Source organism: Streptomyces sp. CHD11, from assembly GCF_018638295.1.
GTDB lineage: Bacteria > Actinomycetota > Actinomycetes > Streptomycetales > Streptomycetaceae > Streptomyces.
Genome location: NZ_JABTTS010000030.1, coordinates 131,394 through 147,686, shown reverse-complemented (window position 1 = coordinate 147,686; position 16,293 = coordinate 131,394). Strand labels below are relative to the sequence as shown.

At 71.0% G+C, this 16,293-nt stretch carries 22 protein-coding genes; 17 read left to right on the top strand and 5 right to left on the bottom strand.

The window, feature by feature from the left end; translation table 11 throughout:
* Positions 1-64: 64 nt before the first annotated feature.
* The gene (locus HTV45_RS27095; RefSeq protein WP_215208509.1) at positions 65-844 is read right to left on the bottom strand and encodes a response regulator transcription factor; all 780 of its coding nucleotides are present in this window, start codon (positions 842-844) and stop codon (positions 65-67) included.
* Positions 845-1,251: 407 nt separating this feature from the next.
* Between HTV45_RS27095 and HTV45_RS27090 the strand changes: the two genes are divergently transcribed.
* The 8 genes from HTV45_RS27090 to HTV45_RS27060 all read left to right on the top strand — a co-directional run bounded on the left by HTV45_RS27090 (position 1,252) and on the right by HTV45_RS27060 (position 6,442).
* Positions 1,252-2,043, top strand: coding sequence for an alpha/beta fold hydrolase (locus HTV45_RS27090; RefSeq protein ID WP_308309762.1), 792 nt, complete (start codon positions 1,252-1,254; stop codon positions 2,041-2,043).
* Positions 2,044-2,090: 47 nt separating this feature from the next.
* Entirely contained in the window at positions 2,091-2,351 is a 261-nt protein-coding gene (locus HTV45_RS27085; protein WP_215208507.1) for a MoaD/ThiS family protein, read from the top strand.
* Positions 2,348-3,481, top strand: coding sequence for a hypothetical protein (locus HTV45_RS27080; protein ID WP_215208506.1), 1,134 nt, complete (start codon positions 2,348-2,350; stop codon positions 3,479-3,481). Before HTV45_RS27085 ends, HTV45_RS27080 begins: the two co-directional genes overlap by 4 nt.
* A gap of 262 nt (positions 3,482-3,743) precedes the next feature.
* Entirely contained in the window at positions 3,744-4,484 is a 741-nt protein-coding gene (locus tag HTV45_RS27075; protein WP_215208505.1) for a DUF2993 domain-containing protein, read from the top strand.
* A 207-nt stretch (positions 4,485-4,691) separates the two neighbouring features.
* Complete coding sequence (locus tag HTV45_RS35235) at positions 4,692-4,799, top strand: putative leader peptide (protein WP_368860945.1); 108 nt, start codon at positions 4,692-4,694, stop codon at positions 4,797-4,799.
* 120 nt (positions 4,800-4,919) lie between these two features.
* The gene (locus HTV45_RS27070) at positions 4,920-5,765 is read left to right on the top strand and encodes a sulfurtransferase (protein WP_215208504.1); all 846 of its coding nucleotides are present in this window, start codon (positions 4,920-4,922) and stop codon (positions 5,763-5,765) included.
* A 42-nt stretch (positions 5,766-5,807) separates the two neighbouring features.
* Complete coding sequence (locus tag HTV45_RS27065) at positions 5,808-6,095, top strand: DUF1416 domain-containing protein (RefSeq protein ID WP_040908647.1); 288 nt, start codon at positions 5,808-5,810, stop codon at positions 6,093-6,095.
* Positions 6,096-6,181: 86 nt separating this feature from the next.
* Positions 6,182-6,442: a DUF3099 domain-containing protein gene (locus tag HTV45_RS27060; protein ID WP_215208503.1), complete on the top strand. Its 261-nt coding sequence runs from the start codon at positions 6,182-6,184 to the stop codon at positions 6,440-6,442.
* 14 nt (positions 6,443-6,456) lie between these two features.
* On the opposite strand, the gene HTV45_RS27055 is transcribed toward HTV45_RS27060, so the two are convergent.
* Positions 6,457-6,819, bottom strand: a complete 363-nt coding sequence (locus HTV45_RS27055) for a DsrE family protein (RefSeq protein ID WP_215208502.1) — start codon at positions 6,817-6,819, stop codon at positions 6,457-6,459.
* A 172-nt stretch (positions 6,820-6,991) separates the two neighbouring features.
* Between HTV45_RS27055 and HTV45_RS27050 the strand changes: the two genes are divergently transcribed.
* The 6 genes from HTV45_RS27050 to HTV45_RS27025 all read left to right on the top strand — a co-directional run bounded on the left by HTV45_RS27050 (position 6,992) and on the right by HTV45_RS27025 (position 11,731).
* Positions 6,992-7,849 carry a hypothetical protein gene (locus HTV45_RS27050; protein ID WP_308309761.1) on the top strand — a complete coding sequence of 286 codons (858 nt, stop codon included), beginning with the start codon at positions 6,992-6,994 and terminating at the stop codon, positions 7,847-7,849.
* Between the two features lie 50 nt (positions 7,850-7,899).
* Positions 7,900-8,637 (top strand): hypothetical protein, encoded by a 738-nt coding sequence (locus tag HTV45_RS27045; protein ID WP_308309760.1) that lies wholly within the window; start codon positions 7,900-7,902, stop codon positions 8,635-8,637.
* Positions 8,634-9,500, top strand: coding sequence for a hypothetical protein (locus tag HTV45_RS27040; RefSeq protein ID WP_215208501.1), 867 nt, complete (start codon positions 8,634-8,636; stop codon positions 9,498-9,500). Before HTV45_RS27045 ends, HTV45_RS27040 begins: the two co-directional genes overlap by 4 nt.
* Before the next feature lie 226 nt (positions 9,501-9,726).
* Positions 9,727-10,302, top strand: a complete 576-nt coding sequence (locus HTV45_RS27035; RefSeq protein ID WP_215208500.1) for an FABP family protein — start codon at positions 9,727-9,729, stop codon at positions 10,300-10,302.
* Positions 10,303-10,318: 16 nt separating this feature from the next.
* Positions 10,319-10,756 (top strand): Fur family transcriptional regulator, encoded by a 438-nt coding sequence (locus tag HTV45_RS27030; protein ID WP_215208499.1) that lies wholly within the window; start codon positions 10,319-10,321, stop codon positions 10,754-10,756.
* A 9-nt stretch (positions 10,757-10,765) separates the two neighbouring features.
* Positions 10,766-11,731, top strand: a complete 966-nt coding sequence (locus HTV45_RS27025; protein WP_215208498.1) for a folate-binding protein YgfZ — start codon at positions 10,766-10,768, stop codon at positions 11,729-11,731.
* A 150-nt stretch (positions 11,732-11,881) separates the two neighbouring features.
* On the opposite strand, the gene dtd is transcribed toward HTV45_RS27025, so the two are convergent.
* Positions 11,882-12,307 (bottom strand): D-aminoacyl-tRNA deacylase, encoded by a 426-nt coding sequence (gene dtd / locus HTV45_RS27020; RefSeq protein WP_215208497.1) that lies wholly within the window; start codon positions 12,305-12,307, stop codon positions 11,882-11,884.
* A gap of 177 nt (positions 12,308-12,484) precedes the next feature.
* Between dtd and HTV45_RS27015 the strand changes: the two genes are divergently transcribed.
* Both HTV45_RS27015 and HTV45_RS27010 read left to right on the top strand, forming a co-directional pair.
* Positions 12,485-13,117 carry an aerial mycelium formation protein gene (locus tag HTV45_RS27015; RefSeq protein WP_215208496.1) on the top strand — a complete coding sequence of 211 codons (633 nt, stop codon included), beginning with the start codon at positions 12,485-12,487 and terminating at the stop codon, positions 13,115-13,117.
* Between the two features lie 115 nt (positions 13,118-13,232).
* Positions 13,233-14,489 carry a GNAT family N-acetyltransferase gene (locus tag HTV45_RS27010; RefSeq protein ID WP_215208495.1) on the top strand — a complete coding sequence of 419 codons (1,257 nt, stop codon included), beginning with the start codon at positions 13,233-13,235 and terminating at the stop codon, positions 14,487-14,489.
* 222 nt (positions 14,490-14,711) lie between these two features.
* On the opposite strand, the gene HTV45_RS27005 is transcribed toward HTV45_RS27010, so the two are convergent.
* Positions 14,712-14,897, bottom strand: coding sequence for a hypothetical protein (locus HTV45_RS27005; protein ID WP_215208553.1), 186 nt, complete (start codon positions 14,895-14,897; stop codon positions 14,712-14,714).
* 173 nt (positions 14,898-15,070) lie between these two features.
* Between HTV45_RS27005 and HTV45_RS27000 the strand changes: the two genes are divergently transcribed.
* The gene (locus HTV45_RS27000; protein WP_215208494.1) at positions 15,071-15,985 is read left to right on the top strand and encodes a GntR family transcriptional regulator; all 915 of its coding nucleotides are present in this window, start codon (positions 15,071-15,073) and stop codon (positions 15,983-15,985) included.
* Positions 15,986-16,019: 34 nt separating this feature from the next.
* Here HTV45_RS27000 and HTV45_RS26995 read toward each other — a convergent pair whose 3' ends face one another.
* Positions 16,020-16,208: a hypothetical protein gene (locus HTV45_RS26995; protein ID WP_215208493.1), complete on the bottom strand. Its 189-nt coding sequence runs from the start codon at positions 16,206-16,208 to the stop codon at positions 16,020-16,022.
* Positions 16,209-16,293: the final 85 nt, after the last annotated feature.

Genomic DNA, 16,293 nt, shown 5'->3' with positions numbered 1-16,293 from the left:
AGAGGGTTCCGAACAGCGCGGAAACGGCTCGTATGCGCGGACGCGAGGCTCATGTGTGTGGCGGTCACGTCCGTGACGGTGCCTCGGCGGGGGTTCCCGCGGGCGCCTCGTCCGTATCCGCCGCCTTTTGCCGGTCGCCCTTGGTCTTCGTCTCGCCGGCCGCGCGTTCCGCCTTTTCCGGCGTAACGAATCGATAACCGACGTTCCGGACGGTGCCGATCAGCGACTCGTGCTCGGGGCCGAGTTTGGCGCGCAGGCGTCGTACGTGCACGTCGACCGTGCGGGTGCCGCCGAAGTAGTCGTAACCCCAGACCTCCTGGAGAAGCTGGGCGCGGGTGAAGACCCGGCCGGGGTGCTGCGCGAGATATTTCAGGAGTTCGAATTCCTTGAAGGTCAGGTCGAGGATCCGGCCCTTGAGTTTCGCGGAGTACGTCGCCTCGTCGACGGAGAGGTCGCCGTTGCGGATCTCCATCGGGGAGTCGTCGTTGACGATCTGCTGGCGGCCCATGGCCAGGCGCAGCCGGGCCTCCACCTCGGCGGGGCCCGCCGTGTCCAGCAGGACGTCGTCGATGCCCCAGTCGGCGGTGACGGCCGCGAGACCGCCCTCCGTGACCACCAGGACGAGCGGGCAGCCGGGGCCGGTGGAGCGCAGCAGCTGGCAGAGGCTGCGGACCTGCGGAAGGTCGCGGCGGCCGTCGACGAGGATGACGTCGGCACCGGGGGTGTCGACCAGGGCCGGACCCTCCGCGGGTGCCACGCGTACGTTGTGCAGGAGCAGGCCGAGGGCGGGAAGCACCTCCGTCGACGGCTGGAGTGCGTTGGTCAGGAGCAGCAGAGAACTCATCGACTCTCCTCACCTGCCAGGATCCGGATGGCTCGGTTCGGGGCCGTTCTGTGGTCGTGCACGGTTCGCTCGCCCATAACGTCTGGTTCCTCCTCGGTCCCTGCGAGGACGTTTACGGCATTGCTGCGTGCGTCCGACGGCCTCGTACACCCGCGGTCTCCCGCGTTCGTATACAACGCTTCCGAAAGCACAAAAGGACCCGGGGGCTTCGCTGCCCGAGTCCTCTTCGGAGCAGAATAGCCGACATGAGCACCGGTCCGGCAGGTCATGTGGCGCGATCCACGGATCAACCCCCTGGTCGACCCAGCGGTCCAGGGGTCGACCAGCCCCTCGATCAGGCCTCTGGTCGATCCTCCGATCGGCCCACCCTTCGGTCCGTCACGGGTCCGTGTCCCGCGACGCGTGAGGTGACGCGCGGCCGTACGCCGTCGCGGCTCTTCCTGCGCACCGAGGACGGTGTGGCGATCGATGCCGTACACGAACCGGGGCCCGATTCCTCTTCCGCTTCGTCTTCCGCTTCCGCGTGCGATCTCGTGTTCGTCGTCGCGCACGGATTCACCGGGGAGGCGGACCGGCCGCATGTGCGACGGGTGGCACGGGCCCTCGCGCGGTACGGGGGTGTCGTGACGTTCTCCTTCCGGGGGCACGGGGCGTCGGGCGGGCGGTCGACCGTGGGGGACCGGGAGGTCCTCGACCTCGCGGCGGCGGTGGGGTGGGCCCGTGCGCTGGGGTACGCGCGGGTGGCCACCGTCGGGTTCTCCATGGGGGGCTCCGTGGTGCTGCGGCATGCCGCGACCGGCCGGGAGGCGGGAGTGGACGCCGTGGTGTCGGTGAGCGCGCCCGCGCGGTGGTTCTACCGGGGCACCGCCCCCATGCGGCGGCTGCACTGGCTCGTGACCCGGCCCTCCGGCCGGCTGGTCGGGAGGTACGGGCTGCGTACGCGGATCCATCACCGGCGGTGGGACCCCGTACCGCTGTCGCCGGTCGAGGCGGTGCCGCGGATCGCTCCCACACCGCTGCTGATCGTGCACGGGGACCGGGACGGCTACTTCCCGCTCGACCACCCGCGGATGCTGGCGGCCGCCGCCGGGGAGCACGGGGAACTGTGGGTCGAGGCCGGCATGGGTCACGCGGAGAACGCGGCGCCGGAGCCGCTGCTCGGGCGGATCGGGGACTGGGTGGTCGCCCGGGCGGGCTAGCCTGACGGTGTTCACCGTCAACCGATTTCCGATCGAGGAACGAGCAGATGGCAAAGGTCACGGTGCGGTACTGGGCCGCCGCCAAGGCCGCGGCCGGGGTGGCCGAGGAGGCGTACGAGGCGCAGACGCTGGCCGGCGCGCTCGACGCCGCCCGTGCGCGGCACTCCGGCGAACTGACGCGTGTACTGCTGCGGTGCTCGTTCCTTGTCGACGGTGATCCCGTGGGCAAGCGCGCGCACGACGCGGTACGGCTGGCCGACGGCGGCACGGTCGAGGTGCTTCCGCCGTTCGCAGGAGGGTGTCGATGACGAACCAGCCGTACGGGTCCCACGAGCCGCACCAGCCGTATGAGCCGTATCAGCAGCCGCAGCCCTATCAGCAGCCGCACCCCTATCAGCAGGAGCAGCCGCAGCCCTATCAGCAGCACCCGCAGCAGCCCTGTCAGCAGCCGCCGCAGGCGTGGCCCGGGCAGCAGCAGGCCTACGGCGATCCGTACGCCGATCAGCAGCACACCCAGCAGTGGCAGGGGCAGACCTGGGAGACGCAGATGCAGCCGCCGGTGCCGGAACCGGCACCTGTACCCGTACCCGTACCCGCACCAGCGTCCGCGCCGGTCACGGCACCCGCACCCGTGGCCGGCGGGGAGCCCTCGCAGCGGCGGGACTACGGGCCGGCCACCCTGGGTGGCAACGCGCGGGTCACCGACGCGCAGCGGGCGCGGGCGGAGGGCCGTTCGCCGGTCATCGAGCCCGGAATGCAGCCGGCCGTACTCACCGCGGTGCTGGGACTGCTGCTCGCGGGCGGAGCGGCGCTGGGTACGTACGCGCTGCTGGTGCCGCTGGTGCTGCTGCAGGCGGTCACGGCGGCGGGCTGGTTCCGGCTGAACGGGATGTGGCCGGCCCGGCAGGGGATCGCGCTGGGCTTCCTGGGTGCGCTGGTCGCGGACGCGGCGCTGCTGGCGTCGGACCGGTCGCCTGCGGCGATCCTCGGGACGCTCGGCGTATGGGTCCTGCTGGCACTGGTGATGCAGCTGAGGTCGCACGCGGATCCCGACGAGCGGATGTACGGGCTGATGGCGACGGTCGTCGCGGCGGCGCTGGCGATCGCGGCGGGCGGATACCTGGCGGCGGACGCGGACGCGGTGACCGTGGGCGCGGTCGCCGTGGCGGCGGCGGTGGCGGTGCGGGCGCTGCCTTTGCCGACCGCGGTGTCCGTGGTGATCGCGGTGGCGGCCGCGGCGGGGGCCGGGTTCGCGGTCGGGGGGATGGAAGCCCCGGGGGCGGGTCTCGGCGCGGGCGCGGCCGTCTGCGCGCTGATCGGCCACCGGGTCGCGAGCTACGACTATCCCTCGCGGTTCGTCCACTTCACGGCGGGCGTCGCGCTGCCGCTGGCGACAGCGGGCCCCGCGGTGTACGTGCTGGGCCGCGTGGCCGGTTGACGGTCGATGTCCGCGGGTGGGCGGGGCGTGGGCGTCCGGCGCCTGCGGGTTCCGGGTCCGCGCCCGCCGCTGCGGGCGGCCACCCCCGCCCCGCCTCCTTCCGCGGTACGCGGCCGGCTGGTCCGCTCCCTCCGCCGCCTGCCTGTCACAGGTGATCGACAATTCGCGGGAGGCCGCCCGGCCGCGCGTTACTCTCGCGCAGGACGGCCACCCGGTCGTCGGGGAATGCCGTCGTAACAGCCCAGGTGGGGGAAAACATCGCATGCGCGCACTGCGAATACTGCTCATCGTCCTCGTGATCGTGGGCGGGATCTTCGTGATCGTGGACCGTGTCGCGGTCAATCTCGCCGAAGGCGAGGCGGCGGACCGGCTGAAGGTGAACGAGAACCTCGCCACCACCCCCGATGTGTCCATCAAGGGCTTCCCCTTCCTGACCCAGGTGATCGGCGGCACCCTCGACGAGGTCGAGGTCGGTATCGAGGGCTACGAGGCCGCCACCGGTGACGGCGCCGAGAAGATCCGCATCGGCGATCTGCGCGCCGACATGACCGGCGTCGAGTTCTCCAGCGACTTCGGCTCCGCCGTCGCCGACAGCGCCACCGGCACGGCGACCGTCGCCTACGACGAGTTGCTGAAGACGGCCAAGTCCGAGACCACCGAGGTGGCCCCCGGTGTCACCGCCGAGGTCGTCGGTCTCTCCGACGGCGGCAACGGGAAGATCAAGGTCGCCGTCGAGGCCACCGTGCTGGGCACCAAGCTGCCCGAACCGGTCTTCGTGCTCAGCTCGGTGACGGTCGTGGACGGCAACACCGTACGGGTCAAGGCCGACGCGCTGCCCGAGTTCGGAGGGGTCGCGCCGGCCGAGTCGCGGGTGCGGCGGATCACGGACTTCGAGCAGACGATCGACGGACTGCCCGGCGGGATCCGCCTGGACAAGGTCGAGGCCGGCGGGAACGGCGTGGACATCACGGTGAAGGGTTCCGACGTCCGTCTGGTCGGGTAAGGCACGGTTTGGCGGAGGTCGTGTCCGTCAGGCGAGACGGGCGCGTCCGTAGTGCAGATGAGAGGGCGGGCTGACGAGGGGCGGCCGGGAGTCCCGGGCGGACGCGGCGTGCCTTTCCGGGACCTCTGTCCCGAATGGCGGACGATCTCGTCTCAGGATGCGACACGCCGGTGACACACCTGCCCTGTCCTCCTTACGATCGACCCCATGCAGCGGCAGACAAGCGTCCCCCAGTCGAGGGGACGGGCGGATCTCACGAAGCGGCGGGCAGTGGACCTGTGTCGCGTCGCCGCCATGCTCTGTCGCCCTTTCTGAGCGGACGCGTCGACGTCCGCACCCCACCCCGCCCCGCTGAGGGCATCCGTGCGCCGGCCCGCGCAGGCCGCGCACCTCTCGCTCGCACGCCCCGCCGCACCTGCCCCGGAGGAGAAAAGCATGAGCCGCAGCGACGTCCTGGTCGACGCAGACTGGCTCCAGGAGCACCTGGACGACCCGACCATCGCCATCGTGGAGGTGGACGAGGACACGTCCGCCTACGAGAAGAACCACATCAAGAACGCCATCCGGATCGACTGGACGAAGGACCTCCAGGACCCGGTCCGCCGTGACTTCGTCGACCAGGCGGGCTTCGAGAAGCTCCTGTCGGACAAGGGCATCGGCAACGACCACACGGTCGTCCTCTACGGCGGCAACAACAACTGGTTCGCGTCGTACGCCTACTGGTACTTCAAGCTGTACGGCCACGAGAGCGTCAAGCTGCTCGACGGCGGCCGCAAGAAGTGGGAGCTGGACGCCCGCGAGCTGGTCCCCGGCGACGAGGTGCCGGAGCGTCCGAAGACCGACTACCGGGCCAAGCCGCAGGACGCGTCCATCCGCGCCTTCCGCGACGACGTCGTGGCCGCGATCGGTTCGCAGAACATCGTCGACGTGCGTTCCCCCGACGAGTTCTCCGGCAAGCTGCTCGCCCCGGCCCACCTGCCCCAGGAGCAGTCGCAGCGCCCCGGCCACGTGCCGAGCTCCCGCAACATCCCGTGGTCCAAGAACGCCAACGACGACGGCACCTTCAAGTCCGACGACGAGCTCAAGGCGCTCTACGAGGACGAGCAGGTCGACCTGGGCAAGGACACCATCGCCCTGTGCCGTATCGGTGAGCGCTCCGCGCTGACCTGGTTCGTGCTGCACGAGCTGCTCGGTGTGCAGAACGTCAAGAACTACGACGGCTCCTGGACCGAGTACGGCTCGCTCGTGGGCGTGCCGATCGAGCTCGGCCCGGCCAAGTAACCCTTCCCCACCGACCTTTCCAGAACCCCTCAGGAGTACGACATGTGCGGTGCGAAGGCCGGCGGCCCGGACGCCTCGACGATCAAGCCCGGTGAGACCACCATCCAGGGTTCGGTGACCCGCGACGGCGAGCCCGTGACGGGCTACGTCCGTCTGCTGGACTCGACCGGCGAGTTCACGGCGGAGGTCCCCACGTCCGCCACCGGACAGTTCCGCTTCTACGCGGCGGAGGGCACCTGGACGGTCCGGGCCCTGGTGCCCGGCGGCACCGCCGACCGCACGGTCGTCGCCCAGCAGGGCGGTCTGGCCGAGGTCGCGATCGCGGTCTGAGGCACGGCGACGGCCGACGGGCCGCGTCCCACGGGTCGGACACCCGGGACGCGGCCCGTCGGCATGTCCGGACCTACGCTGGACGTATGTACGCGCGCAGGCGGCATACGTACCTCGTCATGATGGGCACCTGCGTCGGGCTGTTCGTCCTGGCGTGGGGGGTGGTGCGGCTCTGGTCGGTGCCGGCCGCCGTGGCGATGTGCCTGGTCGCCATGGTCATCCCGCCGCTCGCCGCGGTGGTCGCCAACCGGCGCGGCCCCGACGACCGCTGGTGGGACGACCCCTCCGGCGACCCGGAGTCCGACGAGTGGTGGGACGAACTGGACGGCAGGAAACGCCCCCGGTAGTCCGCCCGGTGTTCTCAGTAGACCAGCGCCTGGGTGCCGTCCGTCATGGCCTCCTGTACGAAGACCTGGGCCCCGGCGATGCGTACCCCCTCCAGGACGTCCTTCTCCGTGATGTCGCGGCGGGCCGCGCACTGGGTGCACAGGGTCACCCGGCCGCCCGCCAGGACCGAGTCCAGCAGGTCGGGCAGCGGGGCGGCGTGCGGCAGCTCGAACTCGGCGGCGCGGTCCGGCAGCGCGAACCACGCGGACTCCCCGGTGAGCCACAGGGAGACCTCGACACCGCTCGCCGCGGCCACCGCCGCCACCGTGAACGCCTGCGAGCAGCGTTCGGGAGCGTCGGTTCCCGCGGTCACCTTGATCACAAGCTTCTTGGCCATACCGAATCGTAATCATGATCGCCGCAACTTCGGTCGCCGGCCACGGGTCTCCTCTGCGCGCGGACTCGGAATGCGCGCTTCACCTTTGTGGGGGGACGTCTTGGAACAACCCGAAGAAACAGCCGAAGCCCCGGATGCGCCGGGATCGGCCGATGTGCCGGGACCGGCGGACGTGTCGGAACCGGCGGATGTGCCGAGACCGGAGCCGGCCGTCGAGCCGGACACCGTCCCGGCGCCGGAAGCCCGGCCCGCCCCGGCGCCGGAGGCCCCGGCCGTCCCGGCCGCCGGGGCCGCGGCCCTCGCGCCGCCGGACGCGGTCCGTGGACCCCGGCGAAGGGGGCGGACCGCCGCGCTGATCGGTGCCGCCCTGGTGCTGGGGCTGGTCGCCGGTACCTGCACCGGCTATCTCGTACAGGCCGACCGTGAGCCGACCAAGCTGCCACCGTTGTCCCAGCCGGTACTCACGCAGGCGAAGGGCGAGGGACCCGAGCCCCTGTCGGCCTCCCAGGACCGGCGTGTGAGGACAGACGGCGACCTGCGCAAGCTGCTCCTGAAGAAACCGCGCGGCGCGAAGGACGCGGAGTGGCTGGGGGAAGCAGGCCGATGGCTGGACCTTGCCGGCCTGGCCGAGTACTACACGTACCCCGACGAGGCGTTCGGAGACCTCCTTCAGGACGAGTTCCGGCGGGCGGTCGAGACCGCCTGGGAGGTCGACAACTCGTACACCGTGGAGATCCGCCTCGCCCAGTTCCGCCAGGAGGACTACCCGGCGGCCGCCGATGCCAGCGACGACGCCCAGCGCTGGGCGGAGGCGGTGGCGAACAAGAACTGGGAGATACCTGGGAGCGGCAACGGCCGGGCGTACGTCATGACCGAGCCGGAGTCCGGGCCCGGGCAGGTGCCTGTGTACGGAGCCCGGGCGCATGCTTGGCGTGGGGACATCGCGGTGGACGTGTGGGTGACCGGGCTGGAGCCCGTCAGCCGGAAGACGATCGTGAATCTGGCCAAGCGGCAGTTGGAGCAACTGTGAGTGAGAGACCCGACGAGTCCGGTCGGTCGCACGAGGTGGGCCGCGGACGCGTGCGACGTGGCACGCGTGTCGCCGCGGTGGTGGGATGTGTGCTGCTGGCCGGTGCTGTCGTCGCCGGTATGGGCTACACCGCCGTGACCGTGAGGAGCGCCGACCGGGACCCCGGGGTTCCGTCGTGGAAGTTCCCCAGGACCGCTGCCGGAGAGGAGGTACCGGCGCCGCAGGGCCTCGCGGGGCTGCTCCTCCCGTACGGCGACGATGGCAGGCTACGAGGGCCGGACATCGGCGAGTTCGGCTCGGACGCCCAGCTCAGTGGTGCCCGGGCGACCGCACTGCAGAAGGAGTCCCTGCGGGGTCTGCCGCGCTCGCAGCGCAAACGGCTGGAGAAGGAAGTCGACAGGCGTCGTATCACCGGGATGGCGATGCGCAGCTACACCAGCGGGTCGGTCAGCATCTATCAGGACGACGCCTACACGGCGAGCATCGTTCTCGCGCAGATGGACAACCGGTCCGCCGTACGGGATCTCGCACGGTTCCAGACCGAATTCCTCGAGTCCCTGGACATCCTGCGCAAGGGACCGAAGATCAAGGGGCACAAGAACGCCGCCTGCTTCCTGCCGCCCAAGGGCGCGGACCTGGCCATCGACACCATGTTCTGCTCCGCCCACGTCGGCAACGTCCTGGTCACCGTCACAGCGGATGCCGTGGCGCCCATCGACACCAAGAGCGTCGCCGGCCTGGTCCGTGAGCAACTCGACCGTATCGACGAACCGGGGAAGGCCGTATGACCGAGCAGCAGCAGTCCTTTGTCCCGGCCCCGCCCGCCGAGCCACCGGTGATTCCCTCGGGACCGGTCGTGCCGGCCGGGACACAGCCGCCGGTGCGCAAGGACCGCCGGGTGCTGCGCGCCGCCCTGCGCTGGACCGCCGCCGTCGTCGTCTTCGTCGCGGCCGGCGCGGGTACGGCGTACGGGATCACCCGTATGGAGCGTACGGACGTACCCGGTCTGGCAACCGAGTCCGACGGACGGTGGGACTATCCGCGGCTGGTGAAGCCGCCGCTTCCCTCCGGCAGTCCCGGGCCGCAGGCCGAGTCGAACCCGGCCGGCTCCCACCACGCCGACCTGCGCGCCCTCCTGCTGCCCGCTCCGGCGGGGGCGAAGGAGAACAAGGCGCTGCGTGGTGCGGACGGGTGGCTGGCCACGGACGTCTTCCTGGAGGAAATCGCGGGGAAGGCGGACCGGGACGCCTTCCGCCAGCAGCTCGTCGACGGTGGTCTCCGGTACATCTCGGCACGCGGCTGGACCACCGAGGACGGCACCCGCACCCGCATCTACCTGCTGAGGTTCGACACCGCGACCGTGGCGGACGGCAGATTCCACGGTGTGCTCTATCCGTACACCGCACCCGCGTATCGCGTGACCGGCACGGAGAGCGCCATCAGCGACGAGACCTTCCCGCAGACGGCGGAAGTCGCCGGCGTCCAGCGCACCGTCTACGACGAGGCCAGGCCCTACGGCGCCGAGCACGACCGGCAGGCGTACCTCGCCGCCGGTGACGTGCTCGCCGTCGTGCTGCAGTCCCGGAAGGGGACCGCGCACACGGTGCCCTTCCACCAGACGGTGATGCTGCAGAGCCAGTTGCTGGGCTGAGGCACGGCGAGGCGGACCTCGCACGACAGGGGCCGGCCCCCGCCGCGTAAGCTGGGGCCCGGCCCTGTGCACACCCTCGCACCCCCGCTCAAGGAGCGCCCCGTGATCCTCTTCTTCGAAATCCTGCTGGTCCTCGTCGCCGTCGGCGTTCTCGCCTTCGCCGGGCTGACCGTGAAGAAGCTGTACCAGGGCCAGCGCTGATCACCGACGCCAGGAAGTTCCGCTCATGATCGAGATCCCGTCCGACCTGCACAAGGACCTTGTCCCGCTCGCGTTCCTGCTCGGCGACTGGGCGGGTGCGGGTGTGCACGACTTTCCCGGCGCCGAGAAGTGCAACTTCGGCCAGGAGGTCACCTTCGCCCACGACGGCCGGGACTTCCTGGAGTACAGCTCCCACACGTGGGTGCTGGACGATGACGGCAACAAGGTCCGCCCGCTGGAGTCCGAGCACGGCTTCTGGCGGATCGACGCCGGCCGCAAGGTCGAGGTGACGATGACCCGCGACGACGGTGTCATCGAGATCTGGTACGGCGAGCTGGCCGACCGGAAGCCGCAGATCGACCTGGTCACGGACGCGGTGGCGCGCACCGCCGCGTCGGGGCCCTACAGCGGCGGCAAGCGGCTGTACGGCTATGTGAAGAGCGACCTGATGTGGGTCGGTGAGAAGCAGACGCCCGAGGTCGAGCTGCGGCCCTACATGTCGGCGCACCTGAAGAAGGTCGTCACCCCCGAGGAGGTCGAGCGCTGGGCCAAGGCCCTGCCCGACGACATGCCGGACGACGGGATCGCCTTCTTCAAGTAGGTCCTAGACTCGTGGTGTGGTGAGCACCGACTGGAAGAGCGACCTCAGGCAGCGCGGCTACCGGCTGACGCCGCAGCGGCAACTCGTGCTCGAAGCCGTCGACACCCTGGAGCACGCGACTCCCGACGCCATTCTCGTGGAAGTGCGCAAGACGGCGTCGGGGGTCAACATCTCCACCGTGTACCGCACCCTGGAGCTGCTGGAGGAGCTGGGCCTGGTCAGCCACGCCCACCTCGGGCACGGCGCCCCGACCTACCACCTCGCGGACCGGCACCACCATCTGCACCTGGTCTGCCGGGACTGCACCGACGTCATCGAGGCGGACGTGGAGGTCGCCGCCGGCTTCACCGCCAAGCTGCGTGAGCAGTTCGGTTTCGACACCGACATGAAGCACTTCGCGATCTTCGGCCGGTGCGAGGACTGCGCCGGGAAGGCCGCGTCCGCCGAGTCGTAGGCTTGGCGTATGAAGAGCCCCCTGCTGACCCTGCCCGGCGCCGTCCCCGCCGAGGGCGTGGACGAAGGCGTGGCCGCCCACTACGGCGACCTTTTCCGCGAACAGCGCGCCCTCGCCGACGGCACCGGTTTCGTCGACCTGTCCCACCGCGGGGTCGTCACCGTCACCGGGCCGGAGCGGCTCGGCTGGCTGCATCTGCTGCTCACCCAGCACGTCAGTGATCTGCCGCCGGGCCAGGCCACCGAGGCCCTGATCCTCTCCACCCACGGCCACATCGAGCACGCGCTCTATCTGGTCGACGACGGCGAGACGGTCTGGGCGCATGTCGAGCCCGGCACCCAGAACGCGCTGATCGGGTACCTGGAGTCGATGAAGTTCTTCTACCGGGTGGAGGTCGCCGACCGGACCGCCGACGTCGCGGTGGTGCATCTGCCGGCCGGGTCCATCACGGAGGTGCCGGAGGGCGTCGCCGTCCGCGAGACGCCGTACGGACGGGAGCTGTTCCTGCCCCGGGGAGAACTGGAGTCGTTCGCGGAGAAGGCCGGACCGCCCGCCGGGCTGCTCGCGCACGAGGCGCTGCGGGTCGAGCAGCAGCGGCCCCGGCTCGGCTTCGAGACCGATCACCGCACCATCCCGCACGAACTGGGGTGGATCGGCGGCGCCGTGCATCTGCAGAAGGGCTGTTACCGGGGGCAGGAGACGGTCGCCCGGGTGCAGAACCTCGGCAAGCCGCCGCGCCGGCTGGTCTTCCTCCACCTGGACGGCAGCGAGGTGCACCTGCCGGTGCCGGGCACCGAGATCCGGCTGGCGGACGACGGCCCGGACGGACGGAAGATCGGGTTCGTCACGACGTCCGTACGGCATCACGAACTCGGACCGGTGGCGCTGGCCCTGGTGAAGCGGAACGTGCCGGTGGACGCGCGGCTGATCGCGGGGGACACGGCGGCCGCGCAGGAGACCGTCGTCGAGCCCTGACCCGTAGGCGTGCGCGGGCTCGTGCGGGCGGGCCCGCAGGTGCGCGCGGGCCCGCCCCGGGGGCGGCCCCGCNAGATCTCGTCCACCAGCTCCTGGTAGTCGTCCCTGTGTTCCGATGTCACCAGGGCATTCTGCCGCAGAACCGCGCGCTCAGATCTCCAGCAGGACGGTGAACGGGCCGTCGTTGGTCAGGGACACCCGCATCCGCGCGCCGAAGCGGCCCGTCGCCACCGTCGCGCCCAGCGCGCGCAGCTGGGCGACCACCTCGTCGACCAGCGGCTCGGCGAGGTCGCCGGGGGCGGCGGCGTTCCAGGTGGGGCGGCGGCCCTTGCGGGCGTCGCCGTACAGGGTGAACTGGCTGACGACCAGGAGCGGGGCGCCGACGTCGCTGCACGACCTCTCGTCCTGGAGCATCCGCACCGACCAGAGCTTGCGGGCGAGCTGCGCCGCCTTCTCCTTGGTGTCCTCGTGGGTGACGCCGACGAGGACGCACAGTCCCTCGCCCTCGATCGCGCCCACCGTCTCGCCGTCCACCACGACGCATGCGCCGTCGACCCTCTGCACCACTGCTCGCATACGTCCATGATGCCGGTCGGCGAACAACCGGCCGACTCCGGCCCGCGCAGGTCCCCGGTCGGGCTATTTTTACTCCTTAGCGCCCATCTGGGGCGGATCGGGGACACTCGCTCACATAGCGGCCGCGTGGGGTGGCACGATGCTGGCACACGCCGGTCGAGGGGACGGTAGAAGCACATGAGCACACCGGGAGTCGGACAGCCGCCCGCGGTTGTTCCGTTGGACCGATCGGGGGCCGGAGAGCGGGAGTTCTGCCGGCCGCCCACACAGCGCACCGACAGTCCGGTGCTGCCCGAGGAGGGGCGGGGGGCGGATATGACCGCGATCGGCCTGCCGGAGCTGCGCGCGGTGCGCCGCGACGCACAGCGGGACGAGGCCGATCTCAGCTATGTGCGGAGGCTGCTCCAGGGGCGGATCGACATCCTGCGGGCGGAGCTGGCACGGCGGGCGCCGAAGGGCGTGCCCGCGGTGGTCACGACGGGGGACGCGGCCGTCGTGGATCGGCTGTCGGAGATTCTGCGGGACGGGCCGGTCCGGCACCGCTCCTCCGCCCGTCACGTCACGCTGGGGACGCCGCAGAGCGAGAAGTACCGGCGGCTGGCGGCCGAGATGCTCGCCGAGGTGGAGCTGTCCGACCTGGGCGCCCGCACGGACGGGGAGCTGCACTCCGCGATGGGGCGGCTCGTGCGGTACGAGCAGCAGGTGTCCCGGCGGCGGCAGCGGCTGCAGCGTACGGCCGACGCGTGCGGTGCGGAGATCACGCGCCGCTACCGGGAAGGGGAGGCGCGGGTCGACGACCTGCTCGTGTGAGTGCCGGCGGGGGACGTACGGGGGGCGGGGGCGTTTCCGGGGGCCCGGCCGCGCCCCCGGTGGGGACGGGGAAACCTCGTCGACACCGGCCGCGCGGCCGACCTACCGTGAGCCCATGACCTCCCGTGATGCCATCGACGTACGCCCCGTCACCGACTCCGGCTTCGCCGACTGGACCCGGGCGTTGAACATCGGGTTCCTGCGTGAACCCACGCTGCCCGACGAGATCGTCGAAGCGCGCCGGGCGCAGTTCACGCCCGGCCGGACGGTGGGGGCCTTCGACGGCGGGCGGTGTGTGGCGACGTTCCGTTCCTTCGCGCAGCGACTCACGGTGGTCGGCGGGGCGGCCGTCCCCGCCGACGCCGTCACCAACGTCACCGTCGCCCCCACCCACCGGCGGCGCGGCCTGCTCACCCGGATGATGGCGCGGGACCTGGCCGCCGCCAGGGAGCGCGGGGACGTCGTCGCCACGCTGATCGCCGCCGAGTACCCGATCTACGGGCGCTACGGCTTCGGCCCGGCCACCTCGGCGGCCGAGTGGACGGTCGACGTGCCGCGCGCCGGTCTCGACCCGCGCTGGTCCGGGCCGGAGGAGGGCGGGCGGATCGATCTGGTGGACGGGGAGGACGTCCGCACGCTGGGTCCCGGGCTGCACGAGCGGCTGTGCCGGGAGCTGCCGGGTGCCGTGGACCGTGACGAGCTGTGGTGGAAGGTCACCACCGGGGCCGTGCGCTTCCACCCGAGCTTCCACGAGCCGTTCTACGCGGTGTACCGCTCGGCCGGCGGCGAGGTCGAGGGCATGGTGGCCTACACGGCGGACGACAACTGGGGCGATGCCAAACAGCCGTTGAACACCGTGCGGGTGAAGTGGCTGACCGCGGTGAGTCCGGCGGCCGAACGCGCGCTCTGGCACTACCTGTGCTCGATCGACTGGGTGGTGAAGGTGAAGAGCGGCTGGCGGGCCCCCGACGATCTGCTCCCGCACTTCCTGCCGGACCCGCGTGCGGCCGCCGTGACCACCCAGGCGGACTGGCTCTGGGTGCGGATCCTGGACGTCGTGCGGGCCCTGGAGGCGCGGACGTACCAGGCGGCGGGGTCGCTGGTGCTGGAGGTGGCCGACGCCGGCGGGTTCGCCGGGGGACGGTACCGGCTTCAGGCGTCGGCGGACGGGGCCGGGTCCTGTGTGCCGACCACCAGGAGCGCCGATCTGACGCTGGACGTCGCCGAGCTGGCGGTGCTGTGGCTGGGGGACGAGTCGGCGGTGCGGCTGGCGGCGCTGGGCCGGGTGCGGGAAGAACGAGCGGGCGCCGCCCGTCAGGCCGACGCCCTGCTGCGTACGTCCAGGCGACCGTGGTGCCCGGACATCTTCTGAGCGCTGTGTCCCTGTGCGCGCCCCTGCTGCTTCCTCCTTCCGCCGACGACGGGTGAGCACTCATCCGTAGCGAGCTGTTCGGTTGTGGTTGTTGTGCGGGTGGAACACATGGTGCTGGTGGTGCTGGTGGTGCTGGTGGTGCTGGTGGTGCTGGTAGTGCCCTCTGCCGGGCTCCCGGCTCCCCTCCGGATGGGGGCCCGGTCAGTGGTCGGTGCGGTGCTGTCAGCCGGACTGGGCGAGCAGCATCACGAGGATGACCGCGCCGATGCCGCTGAGCGTGGCGTTCCGTGCCTTGATGCCCACGGTGAGGGCGACGAAGGCGATGATGCCCATCGGCCCGTATTTCCATTGGACAAGCTGTTCGAATCCGATGGCCAGGGCAGCGAGGGCGATGGCGACGAGCGGCATGGCGGTCCCCCCTTGGTTCATGGCCCTCAACCGCCACCCTGGCGGCCAACCCCTGAGTGGGATGACCAGGTTGTGCGAGTTGGTGACCAACTTGTTTTTAGTTATCTCCACTTGGAAGAGGCTTATAACCACCCTCCGCCGAACTCCCTGAAGATGGCGAGAAGTTGTAGGGTTTGGCTGTGGATCCGGAACATGCCTCCGTCAAGGCGCGGGATACGTCGCAGCGGCCACAGCGGACCCATCACGAGGTGGCCGATGAACTGCGCGCACGGATCCGGACCGGTGCGCTGCGACCGGGCGAGCGCATCCCCACGCAGGCCCGGCTCGCCGCCGAGTTCGGTGTGGAGCGCCCCGCGATACGCCGGGCGCTGCGCGTTCTGCAGTCCGAGCAGTTGCTCACCAACGTCTCCAAGGGTGCTCCGGCGACCGTCGCCGACCGCCCCGTCGGGGGTCGGGCCGGCCCCGCCGCACCCCCGCTGCCCACCACGGTCGCCCTCGCTCCCAGGATCGCCGCGGCCTTCGAGGCGGAGCACGTCGAGATCGACGCCGTCTGCCTGACCGCCATCTCCCTGACCCTCGCCATGGGGGAGCCGTTGCGCCAGATCCACGCGGGGCGACTGAAACCGGCCAAGGTCGACGTGCGGGTCCTGCTGCCCAGCCGGGACATCGACCTGGCCTTCCCGGTGCCGGTCAAGGGGCACGACGGCACCGGAGGGCCGCTGCACGCCCGCTGGCTGTCGATGCGCAACGCCCAGGGCCAGGTGCTCCGTCACCAGCTGCAGGCCCTGCGTGCGACGCACGGCATCGACGTACGGGTGCGGTTCCGCGCGCTGCCCTTCACCCCGCCGGTGAAGCTGTATCTGCTGAACAACGTGGAGGCGCTGTTCGCCTACTACACGGTGGCCCGCAGTGAGGCGCTGATCGACCAGAGGAGCCTGGAGATGTACGACGCCCAGGGCGTACGGTCCATGCTGTTCGCCTTCGGGCAGGGTCCCGGCCTGCGCGACACCACGTTCGTGGAGCAGTCGCACCTGTGGTTCGACGCACTGTGGGAGACCATCAGTTCGGAGCTGGTGCTCACGAGCTGACGTCTCCCCCGGGTGTCCGGGCCGGGGCGGCCTCTCACAGGGCGGGTCTCGACACCAGCAGCGCGAGCAGCACCGCCCCGGCGGAGCTGATGCCCGGACGGTTGGCCCTGATGCCCAGGGTGAGCATCAGCAGGCCGATCAGGCCGGCCACCCCGAACCTCCACTCGACGAGCTGCTGGACGGTGATGATGAGGACCGCGGAGACCAGAGTGAGGAACTGCATGGTGTTTCCCCCCTTAGCGGTGACACCAACCTGACGGAGTTGGCAACCAACTATGCAGCACTTGTCTCTACTTGGTTGCCACTCG